At 54.8% G+C, this 23,356-nt stretch carries 21 protein-coding genes and 1 pseudogene; 18 read left to right on the forward strand and 4 right to left on the reverse strand.

Annotation, left to right across the window (positions count from 1 at the left end):
* Positions 1–38: 38 nt before the first annotated feature.
* A complete protein-coding gene (rpsD, locus tag GC56T3_RS03830) occupies positions 39–641 on the reverse strand; it encodes a 30S ribosomal protein S4 (RefSeq protein ID WP_013144461.1) in 603 nt (200 codons plus the stop codon).
* Positions 642–977: 336 nt separating this feature from the next.
* Here rpsD and GC56T3_RS03835 point away from each other — a divergent pair, with 336 nt between their 5' ends.
* Positions 978–2,813, forward strand: a complete 1,836-nt coding sequence (locus tag GC56T3_RS03835; RefSeq protein ID WP_041468701.1) for a sensor domain-containing diguanylate cyclase — start codon at positions 978–980, stop codon at positions 2,811–2,813.
* Positions 2,814–2,868: 55 nt separating this feature from the next.
* On the opposite strand, the gene GC56T3_RS03840 is transcribed toward GC56T3_RS03835, so the two are convergent.
* Positions 2,869–3,345, reverse strand: coding sequence for a GAF domain-containing protein (locus GC56T3_RS03840; RefSeq protein WP_013144463.1), 477 nt, complete (start codon positions 3,343–3,345; stop codon positions 2,869–2,871).
* 86 nt (positions 3,346–3,431) lie between these two features.
* Positions 3,432–4,235, reverse strand: coding sequence for a histidinol-phosphatase HisJ (hisJ, locus tag GC56T3_RS03845; RefSeq protein WP_013144464.1), 804 nt, complete (start codon positions 4,233–4,235; stop codon positions 3,432–3,434).
* Between the two features lie 195 nt (positions 4,236–4,430).
* On the opposite strand from hisJ, the gene ezrA reads away from it, so the two are divergent.
* From ezrA to mbcS, 5 genes are all read left to right on the forward strand, one after another.
* Positions 4,431–6,134, forward strand: coding sequence for a septation ring formation regulator EzrA (ezrA, locus tag GC56T3_RS03850; RefSeq protein WP_013144465.1), 1,704 nt, complete (start codon positions 4,431–4,433; stop codon positions 6,132–6,134).
* Positions 6,135–6,512: 378 nt separating this feature from the next.
* Entirely contained in the window at positions 6,513–7,658 is a 1,146-nt protein-coding gene (locus GC56T3_RS03855; RefSeq protein WP_013144466.1) for a cysteine desulfurase family protein, read from the forward strand.
* 4 nt (positions 7,659–7,662) lie between these two features.
* Positions 7,663–8,868, forward strand: a complete 1,206-nt coding sequence (gene thiI, locus GC56T3_RS03860) for a tRNA uracil 4-sulfurtransferase ThiI (RefSeq protein ID WP_041468702.1) — start codon at positions 7,663–7,665, stop codon at positions 8,866–8,868.
* Between the two features lie 81 nt (positions 8,869–8,949).
* Positions 8,950–9,153: an alpha/beta-type small acid-soluble spore protein gene (locus tag GC56T3_RS03865; RefSeq protein WP_011232268.1), complete on the forward strand. Its 204-nt coding sequence runs from the start codon at positions 8,950–8,952 to the stop codon at positions 9,151–9,153.
* Positions 9,154–9,290: 137 nt separating this feature from the next.
* On the forward strand, positions 9,291–10,883 hold the full coding sequence (mbcS, locus tag GC56T3_RS03870) for an acyl-CoA synthetase MbcS (protein ID WP_013144468.1): 1,593 nt from the start codon (positions 9,291–9,293) through the stop codon (positions 10,881–10,883).
* Positions 10,884–11,046: 163 nt separating this feature from the next.
* Here mbcS and GC56T3_RS03875 read toward each other — a convergent pair.
* Positions 11,047–11,849, reverse strand: a pseudogene (locus tag GC56T3_RS03875) (NAD kinase).
* Positions 11,850–11,956: 107 nt separating this feature from the next.
* On the opposite strand from GC56T3_RS03875, the gene sppA reads away from it, so the two are divergent.
* From sppA to GC56T3_RS03935, 12 genes are all read left to right on the forward strand, one after another.
* The gene (gene sppA / locus GC56T3_RS03880; RefSeq protein ID WP_013144469.1) at positions 11,957–12,964 is read left to right on the forward strand and encodes a signal peptide peptidase SppA; all 1,008 of its coding nucleotides are present in this window, start codon (positions 11,957–11,959) and stop codon (positions 12,962–12,964) included.
* Between the two features lie 12 nt (positions 12,965–12,976).
* Entirely contained in the window at positions 12,977–13,447 is a 471-nt protein-coding gene (locus GC56T3_RS03885) for an RDD family protein (protein WP_013144470.1), read from the forward strand.
* Between the two features lie 109 nt (positions 13,448–13,556).
* A complete protein-coding gene (locus GC56T3_RS03890) occupies positions 13,557–14,246 on the forward strand; it encodes a DUF2953 domain-containing protein (protein ID WP_013144471.1) in 690 nt (229 codons plus the stop codon).
* An 11-nt stretch (positions 14,247–14,257) separates the two neighbouring features.
* On the forward strand, positions 14,258–14,722 hold the full coding sequence (gene ytfJ, locus GC56T3_RS03895; protein ID WP_013144472.1) for a GerW family sporulation protein: 465 nt from the start codon (positions 14,258–14,260) through the stop codon (positions 14,720–14,722).
* Positions 14,723–14,846: 124 nt separating this feature from the next.
* On the forward strand, positions 14,847–15,347 hold the full coding sequence (gene tpx / locus GC56T3_RS03900) for a thiol peroxidase (RefSeq protein ID WP_011232261.1): 501 nt from the start codon (positions 14,847–14,849) through the stop codon (positions 15,345–15,347).
* Between the two features lie 120 nt (positions 15,348–15,467).
* Positions 15,468–16,457, forward strand: coding sequence for a class I SAM-dependent methyltransferase (locus GC56T3_RS03905; protein ID WP_013144473.1), 990 nt, complete (start codon positions 15,468–15,470; stop codon positions 16,455–16,457).
* A 380-nt stretch (positions 16,458–16,837) separates the two neighbouring features.
* On the forward strand, positions 16,838–18,028 hold the full coding sequence (locus tag GC56T3_RS03910) for an acetate kinase (protein ID WP_011232259.1): 1,191 nt from the start codon (positions 16,838–16,840) through the stop codon (positions 18,026–18,028).
* A 236-nt stretch (positions 18,029–18,264) separates the two neighbouring features.
* Positions 18,265–18,777 carry a hypothetical protein gene (locus GC56T3_RS03915; RefSeq protein WP_013144474.1) on the forward strand — a complete coding sequence of 171 codons (513 nt, stop codon included), beginning with the start codon at positions 18,265–18,267 and terminating at the stop codon, positions 18,775–18,777.
* A gap of 136 nt (positions 18,778–18,913) precedes the next feature.
* Positions 18,914–19,264, forward strand: coding sequence for an SCP2 sterol-binding domain-containing protein (locus tag GC56T3_RS03920; protein ID WP_011232257.1), 351 nt, complete (start codon positions 18,914–18,916; stop codon positions 19,262–19,264).
* 135 nt (positions 19,265–19,399) lie between these two features.
* Positions 19,400–20,935, forward strand: coding sequence for a long-chain fatty acid--CoA ligase (locus GC56T3_RS03925; RefSeq protein WP_013144475.1), 1,536 nt, complete (start codon positions 19,400–19,402; stop codon positions 20,933–20,935).
* Positions 20,936–20,955: 20 nt separating this feature from the next.
* Complete coding sequence (locus GC56T3_RS03930; RefSeq protein ID WP_013144476.1) at positions 20,956–22,098, forward strand: acyl-CoA dehydrogenase family protein; 1,143 nt, start codon at positions 20,956–20,958, stop codon at positions 22,096–22,098.
* Positions 22,095–23,309: an acyl-CoA dehydrogenase family protein gene (locus tag GC56T3_RS03935; RefSeq protein WP_013144477.1), complete on the forward strand. Its 1,215-nt coding sequence runs from the start codon at positions 22,095–22,097 to the stop codon at positions 23,307–23,309. Before GC56T3_RS03930 ends, GC56T3_RS03935 begins: the two co-directional genes overlap by 4 nt.
* The last annotated feature ends 47 nt before the right edge of the window (positions 23,310–23,356 follow it).

Consider the following 23,356-nt stretch of genomic DNA (forward strand, 5'->3'; position numbering starts at 1 on the left):
ATCCGAAATGCATCGGCATTTCGGATCTTTTTTGCGCCTTAACGCGAGTAGAACTCGACGATGAGCGCTTCGTTGATTTCCGCCGGCAGTTCGGAACGCTCCGGCAAGCGGGTGTACGTCCCTTCCATTTTTTCCGGATTGAACGTCAAGTAATCTGGAATGTAGTTGTTCGCTTCGAGCGCTTCTTTAATCACTTGCAAGTTGCGCGATTTTTCGCGAACGGCGATCGTTTGTCCCGGTTTGACGCGGTACGACGGGATGTTGACGCGGCTGCCGTCGACCAAAATGTGGCCGTGCGTCACGAGCTGGCGGGCTTGACGGCGCGTGCGGGCCAACCCTAAGCGATAGACGAGGTTGTCTAGGCGCGATTCTAACAAAATCATGAAGTTTTCGCCGTGTTTGCCTGGCATTTTGCCTGCTTCTTCAAACGTTTTGCGGAATTGGCGTTCGTTCACGCCGTACATATGGCGCAGCTTTTGTTTTTCTTGCAGCTGCAAGCCATATTCTGACAATTTCCGCCGTTGCCCCGGACCATGTTGGCCAGGCGGATATGGACGTTTTTGCAATTCTTTCCCCGTGCCGCTCAACGAGATGCCGAGGCGGCGGGAAACTTTCCACATTGGACCAGTATAACGAGCCATTCGTTGCTCCTCCTTACGCTTTTATTCCCGTAAAATAAAAGCAGATGTGCGCCAACAATTATGGCCATTTTGTTTTCATGCATCCTCGCTCTCGCAGCTAAGAGTTACACGATGCACCTCGGCGGGCCGAGGAACAAAATGAACCATAAAGGTGGGCACAAAGGCTGCTATATTTTACACAAAGGCTATTATATGATTTTTAGAGGATAAAGTCAACATTTTGTTTCCCTTCTTTTCTATTCTTATGATATAATAAAAGATGCAATTTTTAGAAAAAAATTTGTCATCCCATTCTCTCGTTATGGAATGATGATGCTAGTTTGGGTGGAAAAGGCGATGAACAAGGATGAAATGAAGCGGTATGAATCGTTTAAACAAAAATTTTTCCACTGGTTTTTGGCGTTTCAGGACGACGGGCCGTTTTCGGCGGCGGCGGGCGAGTTGCTCGCGCTGCTGAAAGAAGAGCTGGCGCTCGAGCAAGCCGTTTTTTATTCGTACGACCCGGTGCGGGTTGCCTTTTATCCGGAAGCGGCCGCGGTTGGGACGCCGGACGTTGGGCTGATCGCGGCTGAAGGAGAGCGTGAAGTAGTGGTTGTCGATGCCGGTGGGCCGCATATGGCGGCCCGGCTCTTTTTCATGCTTTCCGATGAGGCGTCGGCGATGGTCGAGCTGATGTATCGAAAAGATGGTGGTTTTGACGAGCGATTGTTGTGGGAGATCCGGACGGATTTGGCGCGATTGTTTCGGAAACTTAGCGCGGTGCTGCAAGGAGAGGGCGAAGAGAAACGGTATGGACAGCTGCATCGCTTCGCCGCAAAAATTCATTCCTCGATGCATATCGATGTTGTGCTTGAAGAAATTATCCGCACGCTGCAAAACGTCTATCCATCGTTCACCTACCACCTTCTGTTGTCGCATGACAACCATCTGCGCGGAAATTTGCCGATTAAAACGCTTGTATTGGATGAAAGGGAAAAACAGACGGCGGCGTTGCGGGCGTTTTTGACTGGACAAGTGCAATGCGAGGAGATGGAGGCGCCGCCGCGCTCGGTGCTGTACGCCCCGATTAAAGGGGTGCAGGCGGTATATGGGGTGATTGAAATTATCGCCCCATACGCTGCGCCATTTCCAAAACGAGAGATTCATTTTATTTCGCTGCTGGCGAGCACGGCTGGAAGCGCGCTGGAGAACGCCAAGTTGTATGAACAGTCGCGCCGGCTTGTCGCCGATTTGCAGCTGATCAACGACACAATGCGCCAATTGAATGCCCGGCCGCGGCTTCATGAAGCCATTGAGTACATGATATCGCAAATCCAACAATCGTTCGGCGCGGATGAAGTCGGTTTTTTCTTGTTTGCCGACGGCAAGCGGGAGCTTTTGCCAGGCAGCACGCCGTTTTTTTTCGACCATCGGTCCGAGCCCTATATCGAATGGGTGGAAAAGCGGCGCCAAAGCGGAAATGACATTTTATTTGCCGGCGATGTATGCGTGTCCGCTTTCGGTCCGTTTCGCTCCATCATGGCGGCGCCGATGCAGCAAAACAAGGAAACGAAGGGACTGTGCATTGCGCTCGCCAGCGAGCCATACCGATTTACGTTTGAGATGTTCAAGCTCTTGGAATCGCTCGTTCAACATTCAACGCTGGCGTTTATGAACGCGATGCTGCACGAAGAGCTTGAGAAGCTGGTGGTCACCGATTATTTGACAAAGCTGCATACGCGCCGCTACTTGGACGAGGTGATCCAAACATCCATGGGATCCGATGCATCCGGGGCGCTCATTTTGTTTGACATTGACAACTTTAAGCAAATCAACGATGTGTACGGCCATCAAACAGGCGATGAAGTGCTTGTTCAAGTGGCTGAGACGGTGCGCGCCAACATTCGCGATGGCGATGTGGCGGCGCGTTGGGGCGGGGAAGAGCTGGCGGTGTATTTGCCGAAAGTGCCGCTGTCTGACGCCATTTCGATTGCCCGCCGCATCACAGAAAAAGTCAGAGAACAAACAATTCCGACGGTGACCGTTTCGTGCGGCGTGTCATGGTGGGAGCGCCATGGCTGCGAGGATGCCAACCAGCTGTTCAAACGAGCCGACGCCGCGCTTTATATGGCGAAGGAGACGGGAAAAAACTGCATTTTTGTGCACGATGACTGTCATTTGTATAAGGTGTAAAAAAGAGGAATCCGGGCAAGCGGATTCCTTCTTCGCGCTTGGTGCGCTTTTTTCGTCAGGTGGACATGAGTACGCTGGAAAATTGCTCTAAGTAGCGGCGGTCGATGTCATCGAAGCGGTTTTTCACCGGGCTGTCGATGTCAAGAACACCGATGACGCGTCCGTCTTTGATGAGCGGCACGACGATTTCCGATTGAGACGCCGCATCGCAGGCGATATGGCCCGGGAATTGGTGAACGTCTGGAACGACCACCGTCCGCCGCTCGGCGGCCGCCGTGCCGCACACCCCCTTGCCGAACGGAATGCGCACGCATGCCGGCAAGCCTTGGAACGGGCCAAGCACAAGCTCCTCGCCGTCTGCGAGATAAAACCCGACCCAATTGATGTCGGTGAAAAACTGGTTGAGCAAGGCCGCCGCGTTCGCCAAGTTGGCGATGAAATTCGGCTCTCCGGCAATGAGCGCCTTTAACTGCTCGATGACGAGTTGGTAATTTTCTTCGCGCGTTCCTCTGTAAGCGATTGGATGGAACATGAAACAATCCTCCTTTTTCAACAAGTTCCGATCCCAATACCGGACAGGAAGTAAATGGAATGCGGGCGATTGGCTATATGCGGCTGTCAGTCCGAAAGCGCCGTGCGCTCCATTTCCTCACGCCCCTGGTGCAAGTCGGCGGCGCGATGGGCGTCGGATCCGTAGACGATCGGGATGCCCCGCCGCCGCGCCTCGGCGATCACGCCGCCCGGCGGATACGGCTCAAGGCAGAGCGGTTTGGCGGCGCCGGCACCGTTGTAGTCCAATTCATAGCCGAACTGCTTGATGTCATCGAGAATGGCAACAATCCACTCATCCATTGGTTCCAAGCATGGGAAACGGCGTTGGAACTTGCGCACAAGCGTCATATGGCCGATGCGTCTCGGTTTGTAGCGGCCGAGCTCTGTGCGGATCGATTGCCGCACCGTTTCGTAGTAGGCGCGGTGGACGCGTTCGACCGATCCGAACAAGCGGACGATGTCAGCGAACATATCTTCGCTGTAATCAAGGCATACATATTGCCCTTCGTGGGCCAAAAAGTGAACCGATAAAATGCTGTCGTCAAGCAGTGGGCCGACCTCGTCGAGCAGGCGGGTTGTTTCTTCCTCAAAGCCAGGAATAAAATCGACTTCGAGCCCGACACGGATGGCAATGTCGTTTCGGTAGCGGGCTTTCACCTCAGCGACGGCGTGCAAATAGCGCTCAAGCTGGCTAAGCTTCATCGAACAGTCCTGGTTGGGCGTTGGATCGATAAACTGCTCAGGAAGCGGGGCATGCTCCGTAAAGGAAATGTCGGTATAGCCCAGTTCGATCGCGCGCTCTACATAGGCCTCAAGCGGATCTTGGCTTCCGTGCGGACAAAACGGCGTATGAATATGCCCGTCGCGCATGATCGATTTTCCTCCTTTCTCCCTTATGTATCATAGCAAAAATAGTGAAGATTCTTGTAAAAAAAATAAAAATTTTGGTCAAAAAATGTCGTTAACATGGTATCATAAAAACATTGAAAAACATATATTTTTGCCTTCTCCGCTATTTTCGTTTGTTCGATAGAAGTAGCTTGAATGCAAGGAGGGCATCAGCGGATGGGAATGGCATGGATCGTTCTGCTCCTCGGAGCGGGGGCAATCATATATAATCATGTGTACCGGAAGCGGATGTACCGGGAAATCGATCGGCTCGAGGAATGGAAAATCAACTTGATGAACCGGCCGGTGCCGGATGAGCTGGCGAAAGTGAAACAGCTGAATATGACAGGGGAGACGGAGCAGCTGTTTGAACGATGGCGCCAGCAATGGGACGACATTGTGGCAGTGAAGCTGCCGAATGTGGAAGAACAGCTGTTTGACGCGGAGCGGCTGCTCGACAAATACCGCTACCGGCAGGCGCGCCGGCTGCTTGGGCAGATCGCCGATGGATTGCGTCGTCTTGAGGAAGAAGTGCATGAAATCATTCATGAAGTGAATGAGTTGATCGGCAGCGAAGAACAAAGCCGGGCGGAGATCGAGGAACTGCGTGCGGCTCACCGGGAAGCGAAAAAGGCGCTGCTTGCTTACCGTTATACGTTCGGTTCGGCTGCCGACTTGCTTGACGTCCGTTTAACGGAAGCGGAAAATCAGTTTCAGCGGTTTGCCGAATTGACGGAAGCCGGCAACTATTTGGCGGCGCGCGATGTGGTTCTGACGCTGAAGGAAGAGCTCGGCCGGCTCACATCCATGATGGAAGAAATTCCTAAACTTCTTGGCGAATGCCAAACGTCGTTGCCAGCTCAGCTCGCTGAGTTGGCTGATGGCTATCGAGAGATGGAAGAGCGCGGATACATCCTTGACCATTTGCACATGGAGCGCACGCTTCAGGAAAAACGGGAAAAAATCGAGCAATGTCTGGCCATGATCCATGGGCTGCGCATCGAAGAAGCGAAGCAGATTGTCGCTGAGCTGAAAGAAGAGATCGACGCGCTCTACGATTTGCTCGAAAACGAAGTGCTCGCGCATCAATATGTGCAAACGGAAATGCCGCGCCTCAGCGGCATGCTTCAGGAGCTCGCCGCCGAGGCGAAGGAAACCGAGGCCGAGGCGCTGTTCGTCCAGCAAAGCTACCATTTGGCGCCAAGCGACCTCGAAAAGTACCGGAGCATCGAAAAGCAGCTGCACCAGTTGCAAAAGCGGTTTTTTCTCATTCAAGACCGCGTTGCCGAGGCGAAAACAGCGTATTCGCTCCTAAAAGAGGAGCTTGAGCAGCTTGTGTCCCAAATCGACCTCATGAAGGAAGAGCATGAACAGTTTCGAACGATGCTGCAGACGCTGCGCAAAGACGAATTGATCGCCCGCGAAAAGCTTGACGGCATGAGAAAAACATTGGCCGAGGCGCTCCGCCTTGTGCAAAAAAGCCGGCTGCCGGGGCTGCCTGAACCGTATGCGCTTGAATTGGCGGAAGCGAGACGCAGCTTGCAAGCCGTTGCCGCGCGTCTTGAAGAAAAGCCGCTTGACATGCCGGCGGTCGACCAAGCGTTGGAGGAGGCGAAAGCGGCTGTGGAACGGTTGTATGAGCGGACGGTGGAAATGATCGAACAGGCGACGCTGGCGGAGCGGACGATTCAATACGGCAACCGCTACCGCCGCCGCTATCCAGCGGTCCGCAAAGGGCTGGAAGAAGCCGAATTTTTATTTCGCCATTATGATTATGAGGAGGCGCTCCGGCAGGCGGTGGCGGCCGTTGAAGAAGTCGAGCCGGGCGCGTTTGACCGTGTGCAGAAATTATGGCAGGAGGATAACAGCCGGGAACAGTGATAAACCACCCGATCACGAGTATTGATTATCCATTATTTTACCTAAAAAACACAGAATCATATGGCTGAACACAAGCTTTTCTGCCTCTTCCCTCGAACAAGAACGCCGCCCGGAATATCTTGAATGAGGGGCTTCGTTTGCTGTCTTCGTAAGGCAGCCAAACCGTGGGACGCACGGGGATGGCTTGGCTGACAGCCTGCCGTAGGGCGGGTGTTCCCAAGAATCTCCCACCTCTAAGCGCAGGTGGGAGATTGTTCAATGGGTTTTTGGTGAATAATGTAAATGACTGTGTGTTTTCGTTGCCGATTGGCGCCTGTTTTGGTTAAGATGGACGATGTACAGCGATATTTTGCCGGCAATGAGCGGAGGATGGAAGCGATGATTTATCTTGACAACAGTGCGACGACCAAACCATTTCCCGAGGTGGTCGATTCGTTCGTCGCCGTCGCAACGAACTATTTTGCCAATCCGTCGTCGCTCCATGGGCTGGGCATGAAGGCGGAGCGGCTTTTGGCGCAGGCGCGTGAACAAATCGCCGCCATGCTGCGCGTTAAGCCGAACGAAATCGTTTTTACCTCCGGCGGAACGGAGGCGAACAATTTCGCCATCAAAGGGGTCGCCTGGCAATATCAGCGGCGCGGCCGGCATATCATTACGACGAAAATCGAGCATCCGTCTGTCGCTGAACCGTGCCGCCAGCTTGAGGAGCTTGGTTTTGAGGTGACGTACTTGCCGGTCGACCGCGAAGGAAGGGTATCGGTTGAGCGAGTGGAACGCGCGCTGCGCGACGATACGATTCTCGTGTCGGTCATGCACGTCAATAACGAAGTTGGCACGGTGCAGCCGATCGAAGAAATCGGCGCCCTCTTGTCCCGCTATCCGAAAACATTGTTTCACGTCGATCGGGTGCAAGGGATCAGCAAAGTGCCGCTCGACTTGAAGCAAGCCGGTGTTGATTTATGCACGATATCGGCGCATAAATTTCACGGATTGCGCGGCGCCGGCTTGCTTTACGTCCGTGAAGGCGTCCGCTTGGCGCCGTTGATTGCCGGCGGCGGGCAGGAGCGGCAGCTTCGGTCCGGAACGGAGAACGTCGCCGCCATCGTGGCGATGGCAAAGGCGCTTCGCTTGGCCATGGAGCGGTATGAGCGGGACATCGGCCGGCTTCAGGCGCTAAAAGACGAGTGGCTTGAAGCGCTCTCGGCGATTCCGGACATCGAGATCAACACGCCGCGCGATGGCGCCGCTCCTCACATCATCAATTTTTCGCTGAAAAGCGGCATCAAGCCGGAAGTGTTTGTTCACGAACTGGAGAAAAGCGGAATCTACGTCTCCACGACGTCGGCCTGTTCATCAAAAAAAAAGGCGCCGAGCAAGACGCTTTTGGCTATGGGGCTTGGTGAAGACCGAGCCGAGCGCGGCATTCGCATCAGCTTGTCGTTTGACAACAGCCGGGAAGAAATCGCGCCGGCGGTGGCAGCGATCAAGCAGGCGATCAAAACATTAAGCGAGGTAACGGAATAAGATGATGAACTATGACCGCATTTTGATTCGCTACGGAGAAATGACGACGAAAGGAAAAAATCGGAACATCTTCGTCCGGCGTCTTAAAAACAACATTGCCCGCAAACTGCAGGCGTTCGAGCGGATTCAGATTGAATATATGCGTGACCGAATGTACATTTTATTAAACGGCGAGCCGCATGAACCGATCATCGAAAAGCTGAAAACCGTTTTTGGCATTCATTCGTTCAGCCTGGCGATGAAGTGCGAAAACGATTTGGACGCCATTAAGGAAACGGCGCTCGCCGCCGTCCGCCAGCTCCCATACAAAGGAAAAACGTTTAAAGTGAGCGCCCGCCGCGTCGACAAGCAGTTTCCGTATCGAAGCGACGAGCTGAACTACGAGGTGGGGGCGCATATTTTGCGGCATACGGATGGACTTACGGTCAACGTGCGCGAGCCGGATATTGACGTGCGCATTGAAGTGCGCCAAGACGGGACGTATATCACGTGCCGCGACATTTTCGGCGCCGGCGGCCTGCCGGTCGGGACGAGCGGCAAGGCGATGCTCATGCTCTCCGGCGGCATCGACAGCCCGGTCGCGGGATATTTGTCGATGAAGCGCGGCTTGGAAATCGAGGCCGTCCACTTTTTCAGCCCGCCGTTTACAAGCGAACGGGCGAAGCAAAAAGTGATTGACCTTGTGCGCAAGTTGACGACATACGGCGGGAGAATCAAGCTTCACATCGTGCCGTTTACGGAAGTGCAACAAGCCATTTATCAAGGAGTTCCGAACGAGTACTCGCTCATTTCCACTCGGCGGGCGATGCTTAGGATCACCGATGCGTTGCGCCGCCGCCAGCGGGCGTTGGCGATCGTCACGGGCGAAAGCCTCGGCCAAGTCGCGAGCCAGACGCTAGAAAGCATGTACGTGATCAATGAGGTGACAAATACCCCGATTTTGCGCCCGCTTGTTTCGATGGATAAACTTGAAATTATCGAGCTGGCGAAGCAAATCGGCACACATGATATTTCCATTCTTCCGTATGAAGACTGTTGCACCATTTTTACGCCAAGAGCGCCGAAAACGAAGCCGAAAAAAGAAAAAGTGTTCCATTATGAGAGCCAGCTCGACCTCGCTCCGCTTCTGGAAAAGGCAGTCAATGACACAGAAACGCTCGTCATTGATGAAGAAACAGGGCAGGGCGATGAGTTTGCCGAGCTGTTTTGAATCTCAAAATTTACCAAAAAGCATCGCTGCATATCGCCATCTGTTTTCACACATTCTATAGGTACAAGGAGGTGAAAACAGATGGCACGCAACAACAGCAATCAACTGCTCGTTCCGGGTGCGCAACAAGCGCTGGAGCAAATGAAATATGAGATCGCTCAAGAATTTGGCGTGAACTTAGGCGCTGACACGACTTCGCGCGCCAACGGTTCGGTCGGCGGCGAGATCACGAAACGTCTCGTAGCCATGGCGCAGCAACAATTGGGCGGCGCACGCCAATTCTAATTTCATAATGATGGCTTACGCGGCGGGGGCATTCCCCGCCGCTTTCATATGAGAAAAACGGTATTCAAAATAGAATGACTATTTTGTATAATAAAGATGCCGACCAAGGCGAAACAAGACAGAGGGGGAGAGGAACGATGAGGCGGGAAGACTTGATTGCTCCCGAGCGCTACAATTTAACATCGGAAATGGAACGGCATGCGGCCGCCGGCCCGGATCGGATCGCGTTGAAATGGGAGAGCGAGCAAGGCGAAACGAAAGAGATTACATACGGCCGCTTGATGGCGCGCGCCAACCAAATTGGAAACGCTTTCTTATCGCATGGGCTCGAAAAAGGCGATAAAGTGCTCGTCATGATGCCGCGCCTCATTGAAACATACGAAGTGTATATAGGGGCGCTCAAAGCCGGGCTTGTCGTCATCCCAAGCTCGGAGATGCTGCGGACAAAGGATTTGCAATATCGGCTCGTCCATAGCGAAGCGAAAGCGGTTGTCGCTTATGCGCCGTATACGGACGAATTTGCGCCGATTGACGGCATCGAACGTTTGACGAAGTTCGTCATCGGGGAACCCCGGGACGGATGGATTCCGCTTGAAGACGCCATGGCCAAAGAGAGCGAAACGCTTGAGGCGGCGGATACCTCGCGCGATGATATGGCGTTTTTGTCGTACACATCCGGCACGACCGGCAATCCGAAAGGGGTCGTCCATTGCCATGGTTGGGCGTACGCCCACTTGCGCACGGCTGCGAAAAACTGGCTGTGCATTGAAGAAGGCGACCTCGTTTGGGCGACAGCCGGACCGGGATGGCAAAAATGGATTTGGAGCCCGTTTTTATCGGTGCTCGGCTCGGGGGCGACCGGTTTCGTCTACTACGGCCGCTTTGAGCCGGAAAAATATTTGCAGCTATTGGAAAAATACAACATCAATGTGCTGTGCTGCACGCCGACCGAGTATCGTTTGATGGCGAAAGTGCCGGACATCGGCCGCTATCATCTATCTCATTTGCACAGCGCCGTGTCCGCCGGAGAGCCGCTCAACCGCGAAGTGATCGACACGTTTGCCAAGCATTTCGGCGTCGAAGTGCGCGACGGCTACGGCCAGACAGAAAACACGCTGCTTGTCGGCGTCATGAAAGGAATGCCCATCAAGCCGGGTTCGATGGGGAAACCGACGCCAGGCAACCGCGTCGAAATTATCGATGAAAACGGCGAGCCGTGCCCGCCCGGACAAGTCGGCGACATCGCCGTCCATATCGAGACGCCGGCGCTGTTTAAGTATTATTACAAAGATCCGGAGCGGACAGCGATGCAGTTCCGCGGCGACTACTACATTACGGGAGACAAAGCGCGCAAAGACGAAGACGGCTATTTCTGGTTTGAAGGCCGCGGGGATGACATCATCATCAGCGCCGGCTATACGATCGGCCCGTTTGAAGTCGAAGACGCGCTTGTCAAGCACCCAGCCGTAAAAGAGTGCGCCGTCGTCGCCAGTCCGGATGAAGTGCGCGGCCATGTTGTCAAAGCGTTTGTCGTGCTGCGCGACGGGGTCGACAAAGACGATCCGTCTCTGATTCCGGCCCTGCAAGAACATGTGAAACAGTTGACGGCGCCGTACAAATACCCGCGCAAAATCGAGTTTGTCGACGATTTGCCGAAAACGGCGTCCGGAAAAATCCGCCGCGTCGAGCTGCGCGAGCGGGAAGCCCGCCTTGCCGGCCGGTCGTCGTAAGCAGAAAGAGCCGGTTGAGCTGGCCGTTGCCAGAAGCGGAGCGATGTCCGCGCGGCGACCAAACAAGAGGGTGTCTCGTTGCGAGACACCCTCTTGCCGCATGCGCGTCGAACGGATTCGCCATTTTAGATCCGGTGTTTCGCCGGGAGAACAGACACACGCTTCACAAAAAGACGCGTTTCACTTTATCCCAGAACGAATTGTCTTTCAAGCGCACCGTTTTGACCACCCGGTCGCTTAAACGAATGTCAATCCGCTCAATATGCTGGATGCTGAGCGCTTCATTGTCGAGGCCGATGATCGGAAAATGGCTTGTTTCTTCCGACATTTTCAGCGTCAACGTCCGCGAGCCGCTCAAAATGAACGGCGAGCCGAGCGTCCGATAGCGGTTGCTGTTGAGCGAGGCGAGTTCGCTCACTTGAAAGCACGGCAAGAGCGGATCGACGACCGCTCCGTGCACCGATTTATTGTAGCCGGTGCTGCCGGTCGGCGTCGAAACGATGATGCCGTCGCCGCGGAACGTCTCGAAATGCAAGTCGTCGATGAAAACGTCGATCGCCATCGTTTTAATGATTTGCGAGCGGATCGAACATTCGTTTAAGCAGAAAAACGAAGCCGCACCGTCGATCGTCACTTCGATGATTGGGTAGCGCCGCACTTCGAGTTTCCAATTTTTCGCCGCTTCCACCATATGATCGATGTCGTCAATATGGAAATCGCAGTAAAACCCGCGCGCCGGCAAGACGGACACGCCGACGTACAAACGGTCAGGAAGAAATCCCGTCTGCCGCACCGCTTGCAAAAACGCGCCGTCGTCCCCGATGCTGACGATGATGTTCGCTTCCCGATAGTCGTCGGCGACAACAAACGGACCGCGCTCTGCCAGCTCAATGAGCGGCTTCACCCGTTCGATGAGCTTGTCGTCGCGCTTATAAAAAAATAAAGACGGTTGCGTTCCATATCCATGTTTTGCCCTCCTGCTGGCATCATCTAATCAATCGATGTACAATGAATATTGTACCACGTTTGCCAGGATTCTAAAAATATGGGCAGCCGATGCAGGGGGGAAGACGATGAATCGAAAACGATGGACCGCGTTGGCCATCGCCGCCGCCTTGTTTGTGATCTCGGTGCTTGTTCAAGCGGTTGGCGTTCTTTTGTCCGACAAGGCCGGCGGCTGGTCGGAAAGCTGGCTGGCGCTCATGGAGTCGCCATTTAGCGAAGAAGTCATCGCCGAGGGCGACCCGTTGAAAAAAATCGCTGTGTTGGAAGTGAACGGAGTTATTCAAGATGCGGGGGAAGCGGAGTCGTTTCTTTCCTCATCACAGTACAACCACCAAACGTTTTTGCAAATGATCAAACAGGCGAAAGAGGATCAAGACGTCAAAGCGATCATCTTGCGCATCAATTCGCCGGGCGGCGGTGTCGCGGAAAGCGCGGAAATTTACGATCAGCTGATGAAGCTGAAAAAGAAGACGAACAAGCCGATTTACGTATCGATGGGGGCCATGGCCGCCTCGGGCGGTTACTATATCGCGGCGGCCGGCGATAAAATTTTCGCCAGCCCGGAGACGATCACCGGCTCCATCGGCGTCATCATGCAAAGCGTCAACTATGAAGGGCTGGCAAAGAAGTACGGCGTGGAGCTTGTCACGATCAAAAGCGGGCCGTACAAAGACATCATGAATCCGGCGCGCAAAATGACCGAAGCGGAACGGGAGATTTTGCAGCAGCTGATCAATGATTCGTATGATGCGTTTGTTGATGTGGTAGCCAAAGGGAGAAAGCTGCCGGAAGACACGGTGCGCAAGCTGGCGGACGGCCGCATTTATGACGGGCGACAGGCGAAGGCGCTCCTCCTTGTCGACGAGTTCGGCTACTTGGATGACGCGATCGCTGCGCTCAAAAAAGAGCATCATTTAACCGGCGCTCAAGTCGTAAAATACGTGAACGATGCGCCGTGGAGCTCTCTCTTTGAGATGGTGTCGAACCGGATGAAGCCGGACAGCGAGGCGGCCGGGCTCATCCGCCTGTTGTCGCGCCCATCCTCGCCGCGGCTTATGTATTTATACGCCGAATAAAGGAGTGGAAACATGACGGACATGCAAATAACGGCGACGCTGGCGGATCATCTCCCGCCGGCAGAGCGCCCCCTCTGCTACGGCGGCTTTTGGCTTCGTTTTTGGGCGTATTGCCTTGATGTCATTGTTGTCTCGAGCCTCAACCGGCTCATCGTTTGGCCGCTTTTTCGCCTGTTCGATTGGCCGCTTGCGCAGGACGGTTTGTTCGCGCCAGCGGCGGTCGCGGCCGCCGTCGTCTTTTACGCCTATTTCGTGTTGATGACAAAATGGTTCGGGCAGACACTTGGCAAAATGGTGTTCGGCTTAAAAGTGGTCGATGAGCGCGGCGAGCCGCTCACCTGGCTGACCGTGTTGTTTCGCGAAGTCGTCGGCAAATTCATCGCGAAAAAATTGCTGTTCATCGGTTTTTTGTTTGTTGCGTTTTCCGAAAAGAAAAAAGGGATGCATGACCAGTTCGCGGATACGATCGTCGTCCGCGAGTAACAATCCGCCTGCATCAAGAACAGACCGTCAACCAATGTCCGCCTGCCGAAACGGCAGGTTTATTTTTTTTCTAGATGGCGACAATGGATGATGAAAGGGAGGGCGGACATTGAAAGCAGTCATCGCGGTCATCGCAACGGTTGTTCTTTTGCTTCTTCTCGTCGCCTGGATGAAAGTATCGGTGACGGTCGTGTTTCGCCATATGAAAGACGACGATGAATGCAAAATCGTGGTGCGCACGCTGTTTGGCCTCCTCCGCTATACCGTCCGCATTCCGCTCATCAAGCTGGACATGGATCCGGATGCGCCGGGAGTGGCGTTTCTCCATAAAAAAGGAATGGGGGGCACGCACGGAAAAGAGGAACAGAGAGGAAAAGTGACGCCGCAAAAAATCGCCGACCTGTTTCAGCAGCTGAAACGGTTTCTCGAGCAAGTCGTCGACTTGCATGAAATTATGAAACAATTTTACCGCCACGTGACGATTACGAAATGGGAGTGGAAAACGAGAATCGGCACCGGCGACGCCGCGTCAACGGGCTTGCTCGTGGGGCTTGGCTGGTCGCTGAAATACATGATCATCGGCGCTGCGAGCCGCTATATGAACATGAAAACAACTCCGGCTGTCGCCATCGTTCCGGCCTACGATCGGGCCGCTTCGGAAACGGTGTTTTTATGTATGATTCAGTTTCGAATCGGGCATGCTATGGTAGCAGGATTGCGAGTGGTCAAACATTGGCGCGGACGGCGGTTGCCAAAGCGAAACCCATTGGCGGCCAAGCAGGCAAATGAAGGCTACTAGGAGGAATGACGATGACGAACCATCCGATTCAAGGGCTGATGACAACAGCGATGGAAAACTTAAAACAAATGATCGACGTCAATACGATTATCGGCGACCCGGTGGAGACGCCTGACGGCAGTGTCATTTTGACCGTTTCGAAAGTCGGGTTTGGCTTTGCCGCCGGCGGCAGCGAGTTTATGCTTGACGGCCAACAAAATGGCCACCAAGGGGCGCAAGCCGACGGGAACGGGCAGGCCCAAGGGAACGGACATCCGTTTGGCGGCGGCAGCGGCGGCGGCGTCTCGATTACGCCGATTGCGTTTCTCGTCGTCAACTCGTCCGGGGTGAAGCTGCTCCATTTGGATGAAAGCACGCACTTATACGAAAAAATTCTCGATGTCGCGCCGCAGGCGTTTGAGAAGATTCAGGCGATGCTGAAGAAAAACAAGAAAGACGGCGCCGCAGGCCAAAAAGCAGACGACTTTGACATTTAGCCGGACCGTTGGCGTCCGGCCTTTTGTTTGTCCGCTGTCATGAACGGACAAAATCGTTGAAAAATTCCGTTCCGCGTTTTAGTATGGAAGTAGTACATATTTTTTCTAAAGGGGGAGAGAACCCATGGCCTATGTGACGTTTAAAGGGCAGCCGGTGACGCTTGTCGGCAACGAAGTGAAAGTCGGCGACAAAGCGCCGGATTTCACCGTGCTTGATCAAAACTTGCAGGAAGTGACGCTCGCGGATACGAAAGGGCACGTCCGCCTGATCAGCGTTGTTCCGTCGCTCGACACCGGGGTTTGCGACGCGCAAACGCGCCGGTTTAACGAGGAAGCGGCAAAGCTCGACAATGTGAAAGTGTTGACGATCAGCGTCGATTTGCCGTTTGCGCAAAAGCGGTGGTGCGGCGCCGCCGGCATTGAGAACGTTCAAGTGTTGTCCGACCATCGCGATGTTTCGTTCGGACAAGCATACGGCGTCTTGATCAAAGAACTGCGCCTGCTTGCCCGCGCCGTGTTTGTCATCGACAGCAATGACACAGTGACGTATGTCGAATACGTGCCGGAAGTGACGAACCATCCGAACTACGAAGCGGCGATTGAAGCGGCGAAAGCGGCGAAATAATGAAAAGGCCCCGACCCGTTCGGGGCCTTTTCCGTTCCTATCGGCGCTTTTCTTGCGGCGCGAGGCGGACGGTCGTACAATATACAGAAGGGACGTTGGCAGAAAGGTGGGGACGTACAGATGATGACGCCAGTCGAACGGTTGTTCACGGTATTCGATGAAACGGCCCAACTTTTGCAAGAAGAACTGCAATGCACGTATTTAGAAGCCGTCGCGGAGACGGGGGAGAATTTGTTCCACGGCGACGTGCTGCAAAGCGAAGTGAGCGAGCTGAACGCGAAACGGCTGAAAAAGCAGTATCGCGAACTGATGCTGGAACGGTTTCAAAACGAAGAAATCCGCAAGGCGTTTCAGCTTGCGGTGTTAAAAGGGATGCGCAAGCATGTTCAGCCGCACCACCAAATGACTCCGGATGCGGTCAGTTTGTTTTTGGCGTATTTGGTCCGCGAGTTTACGCGCTCGCATTTGGCGCTTAAGATCCTCGACCCGGCCGTCGGCACGGCGAATTTATTGACGGCGGTGTTAAACGGCCTTCGGGGAAAACAGGCGGCGAGCTACGGCAGCGATGTCGATGATCTGCTTGTCAAATTGGCGTACGTCAACGCGAACTTGCAAAAGCATCCGGTGCAGCTGTTTAACCAAGACAGCCTAAGGCCGCTGTTTGTTGAGCCGGTTGACGTCGTTGTCTGCGATCTGCCGGTCGGCTATTACCCGGATGACGACAATGCCGCCCGCTTCGCCTTAAAAGCGAAGGAAGGCCGGTCGTATGCCCATCATTTGTTCATCGAGCAAAGCTTGCGCTATACGAAAGAGGGCGGCTACTTGTTTTTCCTCATCCCGAATACGTTGTTCTCAAGCCCGCAGGCGGGGCAGCTGAACGAATTTTTAAAAGAGGCGGCCATTGTCCAAGGAGTCTTGCAGCTGCCGCTGTCGATGTTTAAAAACGATCAGGCGGCAAAAAGCGTGTTGATTTTGCAAAAGAAAGGGCCGAACGTCAAAAAGCCAAAACACGTGCTGCTTGTCGAGCTGCCGCGGTTTTCCAACAAATTGGCGATGCAGGCGATGATGGCGAAAATCGACGCCTGGATCACCGCGGAAAAAGAACGTTGAAGAAAGGGTGTCCCAAACGCAGCGGGACGCCCTTTTTGATCACCGTATAGGCCGTCAAGCCCCTTCACAAAACGAGAGGTTGCATCTTCCTCCCCACTTACGCTCACGCGTGGAAGTGGGGGTCTTCTCGGCTCAAGATGATAAATGTTGCTCTTTTCTTCATCGAAGAATCGCTGTTTTTCACCCACCTTTTCGGTCAGCTCCGTTTTCATTTTTCACAACATAAAAACTTTTTCTTGCAACCGGTTGCGAAACAAAGCCGCGCTTGAAACGCGAAAACGGGAGGCATACAATGAAAAAGGCATAGTGAAACGGCGCCCAATCGCGCACACTAACGGTAAGCGCGAGCGGATTTTGGCAAAAAAGGAGCTGTGTTTTCGATGGCGAAAGTGCTAGCCATTAATGCGGGAAGTTCCTCGTTGAAATTCCAGCTGTTTGAGATGCCGGCAGAAACGGTGTTGACCAAAGGGGTCGTCGAACGGATCGGCTTTGACGACGCGATTTTCACCATTGTCGTAAACGGTGAAAAACATCAAGAAGTGACGGCGATTCCGGATCATGCCGCGGCCGTTAAAATGCTGCTTGATAAGCTCATTCGCTACGGCATTATCCGTTCGTTTGACGAAATTGACGGCATCGGGCACCGCGTCGTCCACGGCGGGGAGAAGTTCAGTGATTCGGTGCTCATCACCGAGGACGTCATCAAGCAAATTGAAGAAGTGTCCGAGCTCGCCCCGCTCCATAACCCGGCCAACCTCGTCGGCATTCGGGCGTTTCAGGAAGTGCTGCCGGACGTGCCGGCCGTGGCGGTGTTTGACACGGCGTTCCACCAGACGATGCCGGAACAGTCGTTTTTATACAGCTTGCCATATGAGTATTACACGAAATTCGGCATCCGCAAGTACGGATTCCACGGCACGTCGCACAAATACGTCACCCAGCGGGCGGCGGAGCTTCTCGGCCGGCCGATCGAACAGCTGCGCCTCATCTCGTGCCATTTAGGCAACGGGGCGAGCATCGCGGCGGTTGAGGGCGGCAAGTCGATCGACACGTCCATGGGCTTTACGCCATTAGCCGGCGTGGCGATGGGAACGCGCTCCGGCAACATCGACCCGGCGCTCATCCCGTACATTATGGAAAAAACGGGAATGACTGCGGATGAAGTGATTGAAGTGCTGAACAAAAAGAGCGGCATGCTCGGTCTGTCCGGCATCTCGAGCGATTTGCGCGACTTGGAAAAAGCGGCCGCCGAAGGAAATGAGCGCGCGGAACTGGCACTTGAAGTGTTTGCGAACCGCATTCATAAGTACATCGGCTCGTATGCGGCGCGCATGTGCGGGGTCGATGCCATCATCTTCACCGCCGGCATCGGCGAAAACAGCGAAGTCGTGCGGGCGAAAGTGTTGCGCGGCCTCGAGTTTATGGGAGTTTACTGGGATCCCATCCTAAACAAAGTGCGCGGCAAAGAAGCGTTCATCAGCTATCCGCACTCGCCGGTCAAAGTGCTCGTCATCCCGACCAATGAAGAGTTGATGATCGCCCGCGACGTCATGCGGCTGGCGAATTTGTAAGCGGATTGTAATAAAAAGAATCGTTGCAGCCATGTTGGCCAAAACGGCTGCCCCAAACAAACGGGGCAGCCATTTTTTTGTTTTGCCGCTTTGGTGCGCTTGATTCGTGTTTCAACAACTCGGGGGGGGGGGAGATGTCTTGCGTTTTTCGTCTCCCCGGCAATCGTCGGAATTGCCGGCGGCGTTGTTTCACGCCAAAATGAGAGTGCATACTCGGTTGAAGGGAGTGAACGGATATGGCATTGTTTCGTGATGATGCTCATGTGTATCGGGTGATCGGCGAGTTTATGCAAATCCCGTCGCGCCCAAGGACGGAAATGGAGCTGCGCAGCTGGTGGGGACAGCATCCGGCGTATCAGGAATACGGCGATGAGGTGGAGCAAATCAATCGGATTGGAGAACAAATCCGCCGTTCCCGCGCCGCGTTCGTCTTTTATTTGACCGATCCGGGGGCGGTCATCAGCATCGATGCGAGGCGGCCGGAAACCGGTGAAAACTACGCCATTTATTTCGGGCAGGCAATCGATGCGCCTGATGTCGCCATCAAGACGACCGGCGATATCGCCCACCAATTTTGGGGCGGCAACATCAACGTTCCATTGGCGCTCATGACCGGAAAAATGAAGGCAAAAGGATCGAAAGCGAAGGCGTTGCAGCTGTTGCCGCGCATCGTGCCGGCGTTTCCGCTTTATCGGCGCTATTTGGAACTGATCGATGAGCGCGCGCTTCTCCATGCTTTAAAGGCGTAAAAACATCGGGGAGCGCCGCGAGGGAGGAAAGAAAGTTCCGACGATTTTCGGGATAGGACATGAAACGGAAACGCGATATAGTAAAATTACAAAATGAAATTTCAGACAGTTCTAAATTTTTAAGGAGGCCATGAAGATGACGACGGTAAGAGACATTTTCCAACTGATCGATTCGCAATTGAGGGAAGACCCATCCCGCGCCGATGGGATTGTCGCGGTGTACCAGTTTAACTTAAGCGGGTCTGATGCGGGGGTGTACCAAGTCGTCCTTCGCCCAGACGCTGGATTTGTCATTGAAGGGGAGCAAGAAACGCCTGATTGCACGCTCAGCATGGACAGCGAGGATTTTAAAAAAATGGTGGACGGCGAGCTCAACGGAACGGAAGCGTTTATGAGCGGGCGGCTTCGCATTGACGGGGACATGGGGCTGGCGCTGCGGCTCCAAGAAGTGCTGTCCGCCTACAACAGCGCCAATCAAAACCAATAAGCACAACAAGAAAGCCGGCCGGCATGTTTTTCCGTGCATTGACAACAGCGCCGACCGTCAGAAGGAAGGAGACGAAAGGCGGCGGGCTTGGCCTTTTTCGCAGGCCCGCCTAATTTGGTTAAAGGAGACGGGGGAATGGATTTACGAACGGTTTGGACGAAAAATATCGAGCGGTTCGGTCCTTATCCGGCACTGATTTTTGAAGGAAACGAATATACGAACGTGGACTGCGACGCCCGTTCGTCCCAGCTGGCTCATGCGTTGATTGAACTTGGGGTCAAGCCGGGCGACCGCGTTGTTGTAACGATGCCGAACAGCCCGGAAGTAGTAGTCGCCTTCAGCGGCGTCTTGAAAGCAGGAGCGGTTGTCGTGCCGGTGTTGCCGCTGTTGCAGACGCAGGAGCTCCATTACATTTTTAAAGATTGCGAACCGAAAGTTGTGCTGACGGCGGAAATGCTGTGGGCGAAAGCGAAAGAGGCCGCCAATGGCTTGCCGGCGCCTCCGATGATGTTTACGATTGACGATCCTCATTCACCGCGCTCTCTGCGAACAAGAATGGAGCAAGCTCCTGCCAGCATGCCGCTGGCGGCAGTCACCGAAAATGCCCCTGCCGCCTTGCTTTACACATCGGGAACGACCGGCCATCCGAAAGGGGTCGTGCTGACGCACCGCAATTTGTATGCCAACGCGGAAGCAGCGGCCGAGATGGCGAAGCGGCTGCCTACCGAATATGACCGCGTCGGTCTTGGCGTGCTGCCGATCTCCCATGCGTTCGGTTTTACGATGATGAACGTCGCGCTGTTATTGGGCGACAAGATCGTCCTCCTGCCGTATTTCGAGCCGAAAAAAGTGCTGGAGACGATCGAACGGCATCGGGTGACGCATACGGCGATGGTGCCAGCGATGTTTCACGCTTTATGCCATTACTCGGATGCCGACCGATACGACACATCGAGTTTGGCGGCTTGCGTGTCCGGCTCGGCTTCGTTGCCGCCGTCGCTCGCTTGGCAGTTTCAACGCAAGTTCAATTGCCTGATTTTGGAGGGGTACGGACTGTCCGAGGCAGCGCCGATTGTGACGGCGACCGATCCGACGAAGACGATCAAACCAGGGTCGGTCGGGCTTCCGTTGCCTGGCGTGCAAGTGGCTGTCGTCGATGAACACGGCAACCGCCTGCCGCCGAACGAAGTCGGAGAACTGATTGTTTCCGGCCCGAACGTTTTCCAAGGCTACTACGGAAAAGACGAGGAGACCCGCCAGGCGCTGCGCGACGGCTGGCTGTATACCGGCGATATGGCGCGCATCGATGAAGACGGGTACGTGTTTATCGTCGACCGGAAAAAAGATGTCATCATTCGCGGCGGATTCAATATTTATCCGCGCGATATCGAGGAACTGCTGATGTCCCATCCGGATGTGCTGGAAGCCGGCGTTGTCGGCGTTCCTTCGCCGAAAATGGGGGAAGAAGTCGCCGCGTATGTCGTCGTCCGGCGTGGGGCCCAAGTGACCGAAGAGGAGCTGATCGAGTTTTGCCAAAAGCGGGTGGCGAAATACAAAAGCCCGCGCTTTTTGAAAAAGGTCGGCTACCTGCCGAAAAACATCATCGGCAAAATCGACAAAAATAAGCTGCGTGAATGGGCCAGCGAGTTTATTCCCGCTGTCCAATCGTAATGGAAAAGGAGAGGGACAAGGTGATTTCGTTTCAACCGACTGAAGAAGAACAGGCGTTTTTTCAAGTCGCCCGCAGCCTTGCCGTCGAGAAAATTCGGCCGGCCGCGAGAGAGTGTGAGAAACGCCGGACCGTTTCGGCTGACTTGAGTGACCGGGTGGATGAGCTCGGCTTGTCGGCGCTCGAGCTCCCGGAATCGTGGGGAGGCTTGGAACTGCCCCTTCTTTCGCAAGCGCTCATTTGGCAAGGGCTCAGCTATGGCGATTTAGGCGTCATTCAAGGGCTTCCGGGGGCCGGGGAGGCGTCTTCCCTCTTTCGTCTGTCTTCCGAGCACCGCGTGTGGCACCGGTACCGGGAGATGGCGAAAGGAGGATGGCCGACTGTCGCCTGGATCGACGAAGCGGAACAAAAAGAACCGCTGAAGGAAGCGATTCGCGTGCGCCGGCGCGGCAGCGGATATATTGTGGACGGGGTGTCGTCTCCAGTCCGCTTGGCGTCGAAAGCCGACTGGGCGGTCATCGCCGCTAGGGACGAAGAAGAGGAAACGGTATTGCTCGCCTTTGATGAGCGAGTATGGGAGATCGAAGAAGGAGACATAAGGCTTGGGCTGCTGGCTGCCGGCATCGCTCGCCTTCGGTTTGCGGAAGTGTACGCCGGTCCGGAACAACTCGTTGCCTGGGGCTCGGAAGCGGACGCATTGCTCAACCGCGTGCGCGCCCGAAACCAAGTCATCGAAGCGGCGAAGGAAGTCGGCTTGATGGAGGCGGCGCTTGATTACACCATTGAATACACCGCGGGAAGAAAGGCGTTCGGACAAGAGATCGCCAAGTTCCAAGGGGTGTCATTTACGATCGCAGAGATGGCGTTCGAATGCCGCGGGGCGAAACTGCTTGTATGGCAAGCGGCCGCTGCAGTTGACCGAGGGGATGAACAGGCGGGCGGCTACGCCTGGAGCGCGTTGTCGCGAGCTCATCGCTCCCTGCGCTATGTCACCGACCAAGCGGTGCAAATGCTCGGCGGGCACGGGTACGTGCAAGAATACCCGGCTGAAAAATGGATGCGCGACGCCCAGGCGCAAGTGATGCTGTACGGCCGGGAGCGAGACTGGCTCATCCGCCGCGGCGAACAGCTGCTCAATGAACGGAAAGAGAGGGTGGCGCAATGATTTCGTTTACCTTATCACCGCAGCAAAAACAAATGAAAGAGCTCGTCCATTGGTTCGCCAAACATGAAGTGCGTCCGATCGCGCTGGAGGCCGACCGGCTCGGGCGGGTGCCGGACGAATGGCTGCAAAAAGTCAACAAAATGGGCATCCAGCTGAATGCGTCTTCGTTTGGCGGAGGGCGTCCGCCGTCTCATGCGGAAGGAAAGAAAGAGAAAAAAGAGCGCGAAGGCAACCGCGTGGCCGTCATCGCCGCTGAGGAGCTCGCGTGGGGATGCCCAGGCATCGCCCTTTCCCTTCCCGGCCCTGGCTTAGGCGGTCCGCCGATTCAATCGAGCGGCACGCCCGAGCAAAAACAGCGGTTTTTGTCCATTTTCACAAAAGATGAGCCGCGCTGGGGAGCTTACGCCTTGACGGAACCGGAAGCCGGCTCGGACGCGTCCGGCATCCGCACGACGGCGAAAAAAGTGGACGGCGGCTATCTCTTAAACGGGCAAAAAATTTTCATCACCAACGGCGCCCGCGCTTCTTGGGTCGTCGTGTTCGCCACGGTTGATCCGAAGTTGGGCCGCGCCGGGCACCGGGCGTTTGTCGTCGAAAAAGGGACGCCGGGATTTGTCGCGACCCGCACCGTCCATAAGATGGGTTTGCGCGCCAATGAAACGGCGGAGCTCTTGTTTGAAGACTGCTTTGTTCCTGATGAAAATTTGCTTGGCGGTGAAGAGTTGTATAGCGCAAATGCGAATAAACCGTCCGGTTTCCAAGTGGCGATGAAAACATTTGACAGCACGAGGCCGATCGTCGCGGCCATGGCCGTCGGCATCGCCCGCGCCGCCTATGAATATACGCTTGACATCGTTCGCAGCGAGTACCCGAAACAAGGACGGTTGTACTATGAAGCAGCCGCCCTGCTTGCCGAGGCGGAGCAAGAGATTGACGCTGCTCGCCTGTTGACGTGGGAAGCGGCGTGGAAAGCCGACATTGGCGAGCCGAATGCGATGGAAGCGGCCGTCTGCAAAGCCGTGGCGGGGAAAATGGCGCTTCATGTCTGCGCTATGTGCCTTGAACTGCTCGGTCCCGTCGGCCTTGGCGGACATTTGGTCGAGAAATTGTACCGCGATGTGAAAGTGTTTGATATTTTTGAAGGCACGCAGCAAATCCAGCGCCTTGTCACAGCAAGACGGTTGTATGCGCCATACGGCGTGCACGTATAGAAGAGCGAGGCGGCGACCCAAACATCTCCGCTCGCGGTGGAGAGCGA

The sequence above is a fragment of the Geobacillus sp. C56-T3 genome, assembly GCF_000092445.1.
Classification (GTDB): domain Bacteria; phylum Bacillota; class Bacilli; order Bacillales; family Anoxybacillaceae; genus Geobacillus; species Geobacillus thermoleovorans.

Bases quoted from the DNA above. Each gene is read 5' to 3' on its own strand.
- GC56T3_RS03855 (WP_013144466.1), top strand. From the start codon at position 6,513: ATGATTTATCTTGACAACAGTGCGACGACCAAACCATTTCCCGAGGTG.
- GC56T3_RS03835 (WP_041468701.1), top strand. From the start codon at position 978: ATGAACAAGGATGAAATGAAGCGGTATGAATCGTTTAAACAAAAATTT.
- GC56T3_RS03885 (WP_013144470.1), top strand. From the start codon at position 12,977: ATGACGGACATGCAAATAACGGCGACGCTGGCGGATCATCTCCCGCCG.
- GC56T3_RS03865 (WP_011232268.1), top strand. From the start codon at position 8,950: ATGGCACGCAACAACAGCAATCAACTGCTCGTTCCGGGTGCGCAACAA.
- thiI (WP_041468702.1), top strand. From the start codon at position 7,663: ATGAACTATGACCGCATTTTGATTCGCTACGGAGAAATGACGACGAAA.
- GC56T3_RS03935 (WP_013144477.1), top strand. From the start codon at position 22,095: ATGATTTCGTTTACCTTATCACCGCAGCAAAAACAAATGAAAGAGCTC.
- mbcS (WP_013144468.1), top strand. From the start codon at position 9,291: ATGAGGCGGGAAGACTTGATTGCTCCCGAGCGCTACAATTTAACATCG.
- GC56T3_RS03920 (WP_011232257.1), top strand. From the start codon at position 18,914: ATGACGACGGTAAGAGACATTTTCCAACTGATCGATTCGCAATTGAGG.
- sppA (WP_013144469.1), top strand. From the start codon at position 11,957: ATGAATCGAAAACGATGGACCGCGTTGGCCATCGCCGCCGCCTTGTTT.
- GC56T3_RS03840 (WP_013144463.1), bottom strand. From the start codon at position 3,345: ATGTTCCATCCAATCGCTTACAGAGGAACGCGCGAAGAAAATTACCAA.
- hisJ (WP_013144464.1), bottom strand. From the start codon at position 4,235: ATGCGCGACGGGCATATTCATACGCCGTTTTGTCCGCACGGAAGCCAA.
- GC56T3_RS03915 (WP_013144474.1), top strand. From the start codon at position 18,265: ATGGCATTGTTTCGTGATGATGCTCATGTGTATCGGGTGATCGGCGAG.
- GC56T3_RS03925 (WP_013144475.1), top strand. From the start codon at position 19,400: ATGGATTTACGAACGGTTTGGACGAAAAATATCGAGCGGTTCGGTCCT.
- GC56T3_RS03905 (WP_013144473.1), top strand. From the start codon at position 15,468: ATGATGACGCCAGTCGAACGGTTGTTCACGGTATTCGATGAAACGGCC.
- tpx (WP_011232261.1), top strand. From the start codon at position 14,847: ATGGCCTATGTGACGTTTAAAGGGCAGCCGGTGACGCTTGTCGGCAAC.
- GC56T3_RS03910 (WP_011232259.1), top strand. From the start codon at position 16,838: ATGGCGAAAGTGCTAGCCATTAATGCGGGAAGTTCCTCGTTGAAATTC.
- rpsD (WP_013144461.1), bottom strand. From the start codon at position 641: ATGGCTCGTTATACTGGTCCAATGTGGAAAGTTTCCCGCCGCCTCGGC.
- ytfJ (WP_013144472.1), top strand. From the start codon at position 14,258: ATGACGAACCATCCGATTCAAGGGCTGATGACAACAGCGATGGAAAAC.
- ezrA (WP_013144465.1), top strand. From the start codon at position 4,431: ATGGGAATGGCATGGATCGTTCTGCTCCTCGGAGCGGGGGCAATCATA.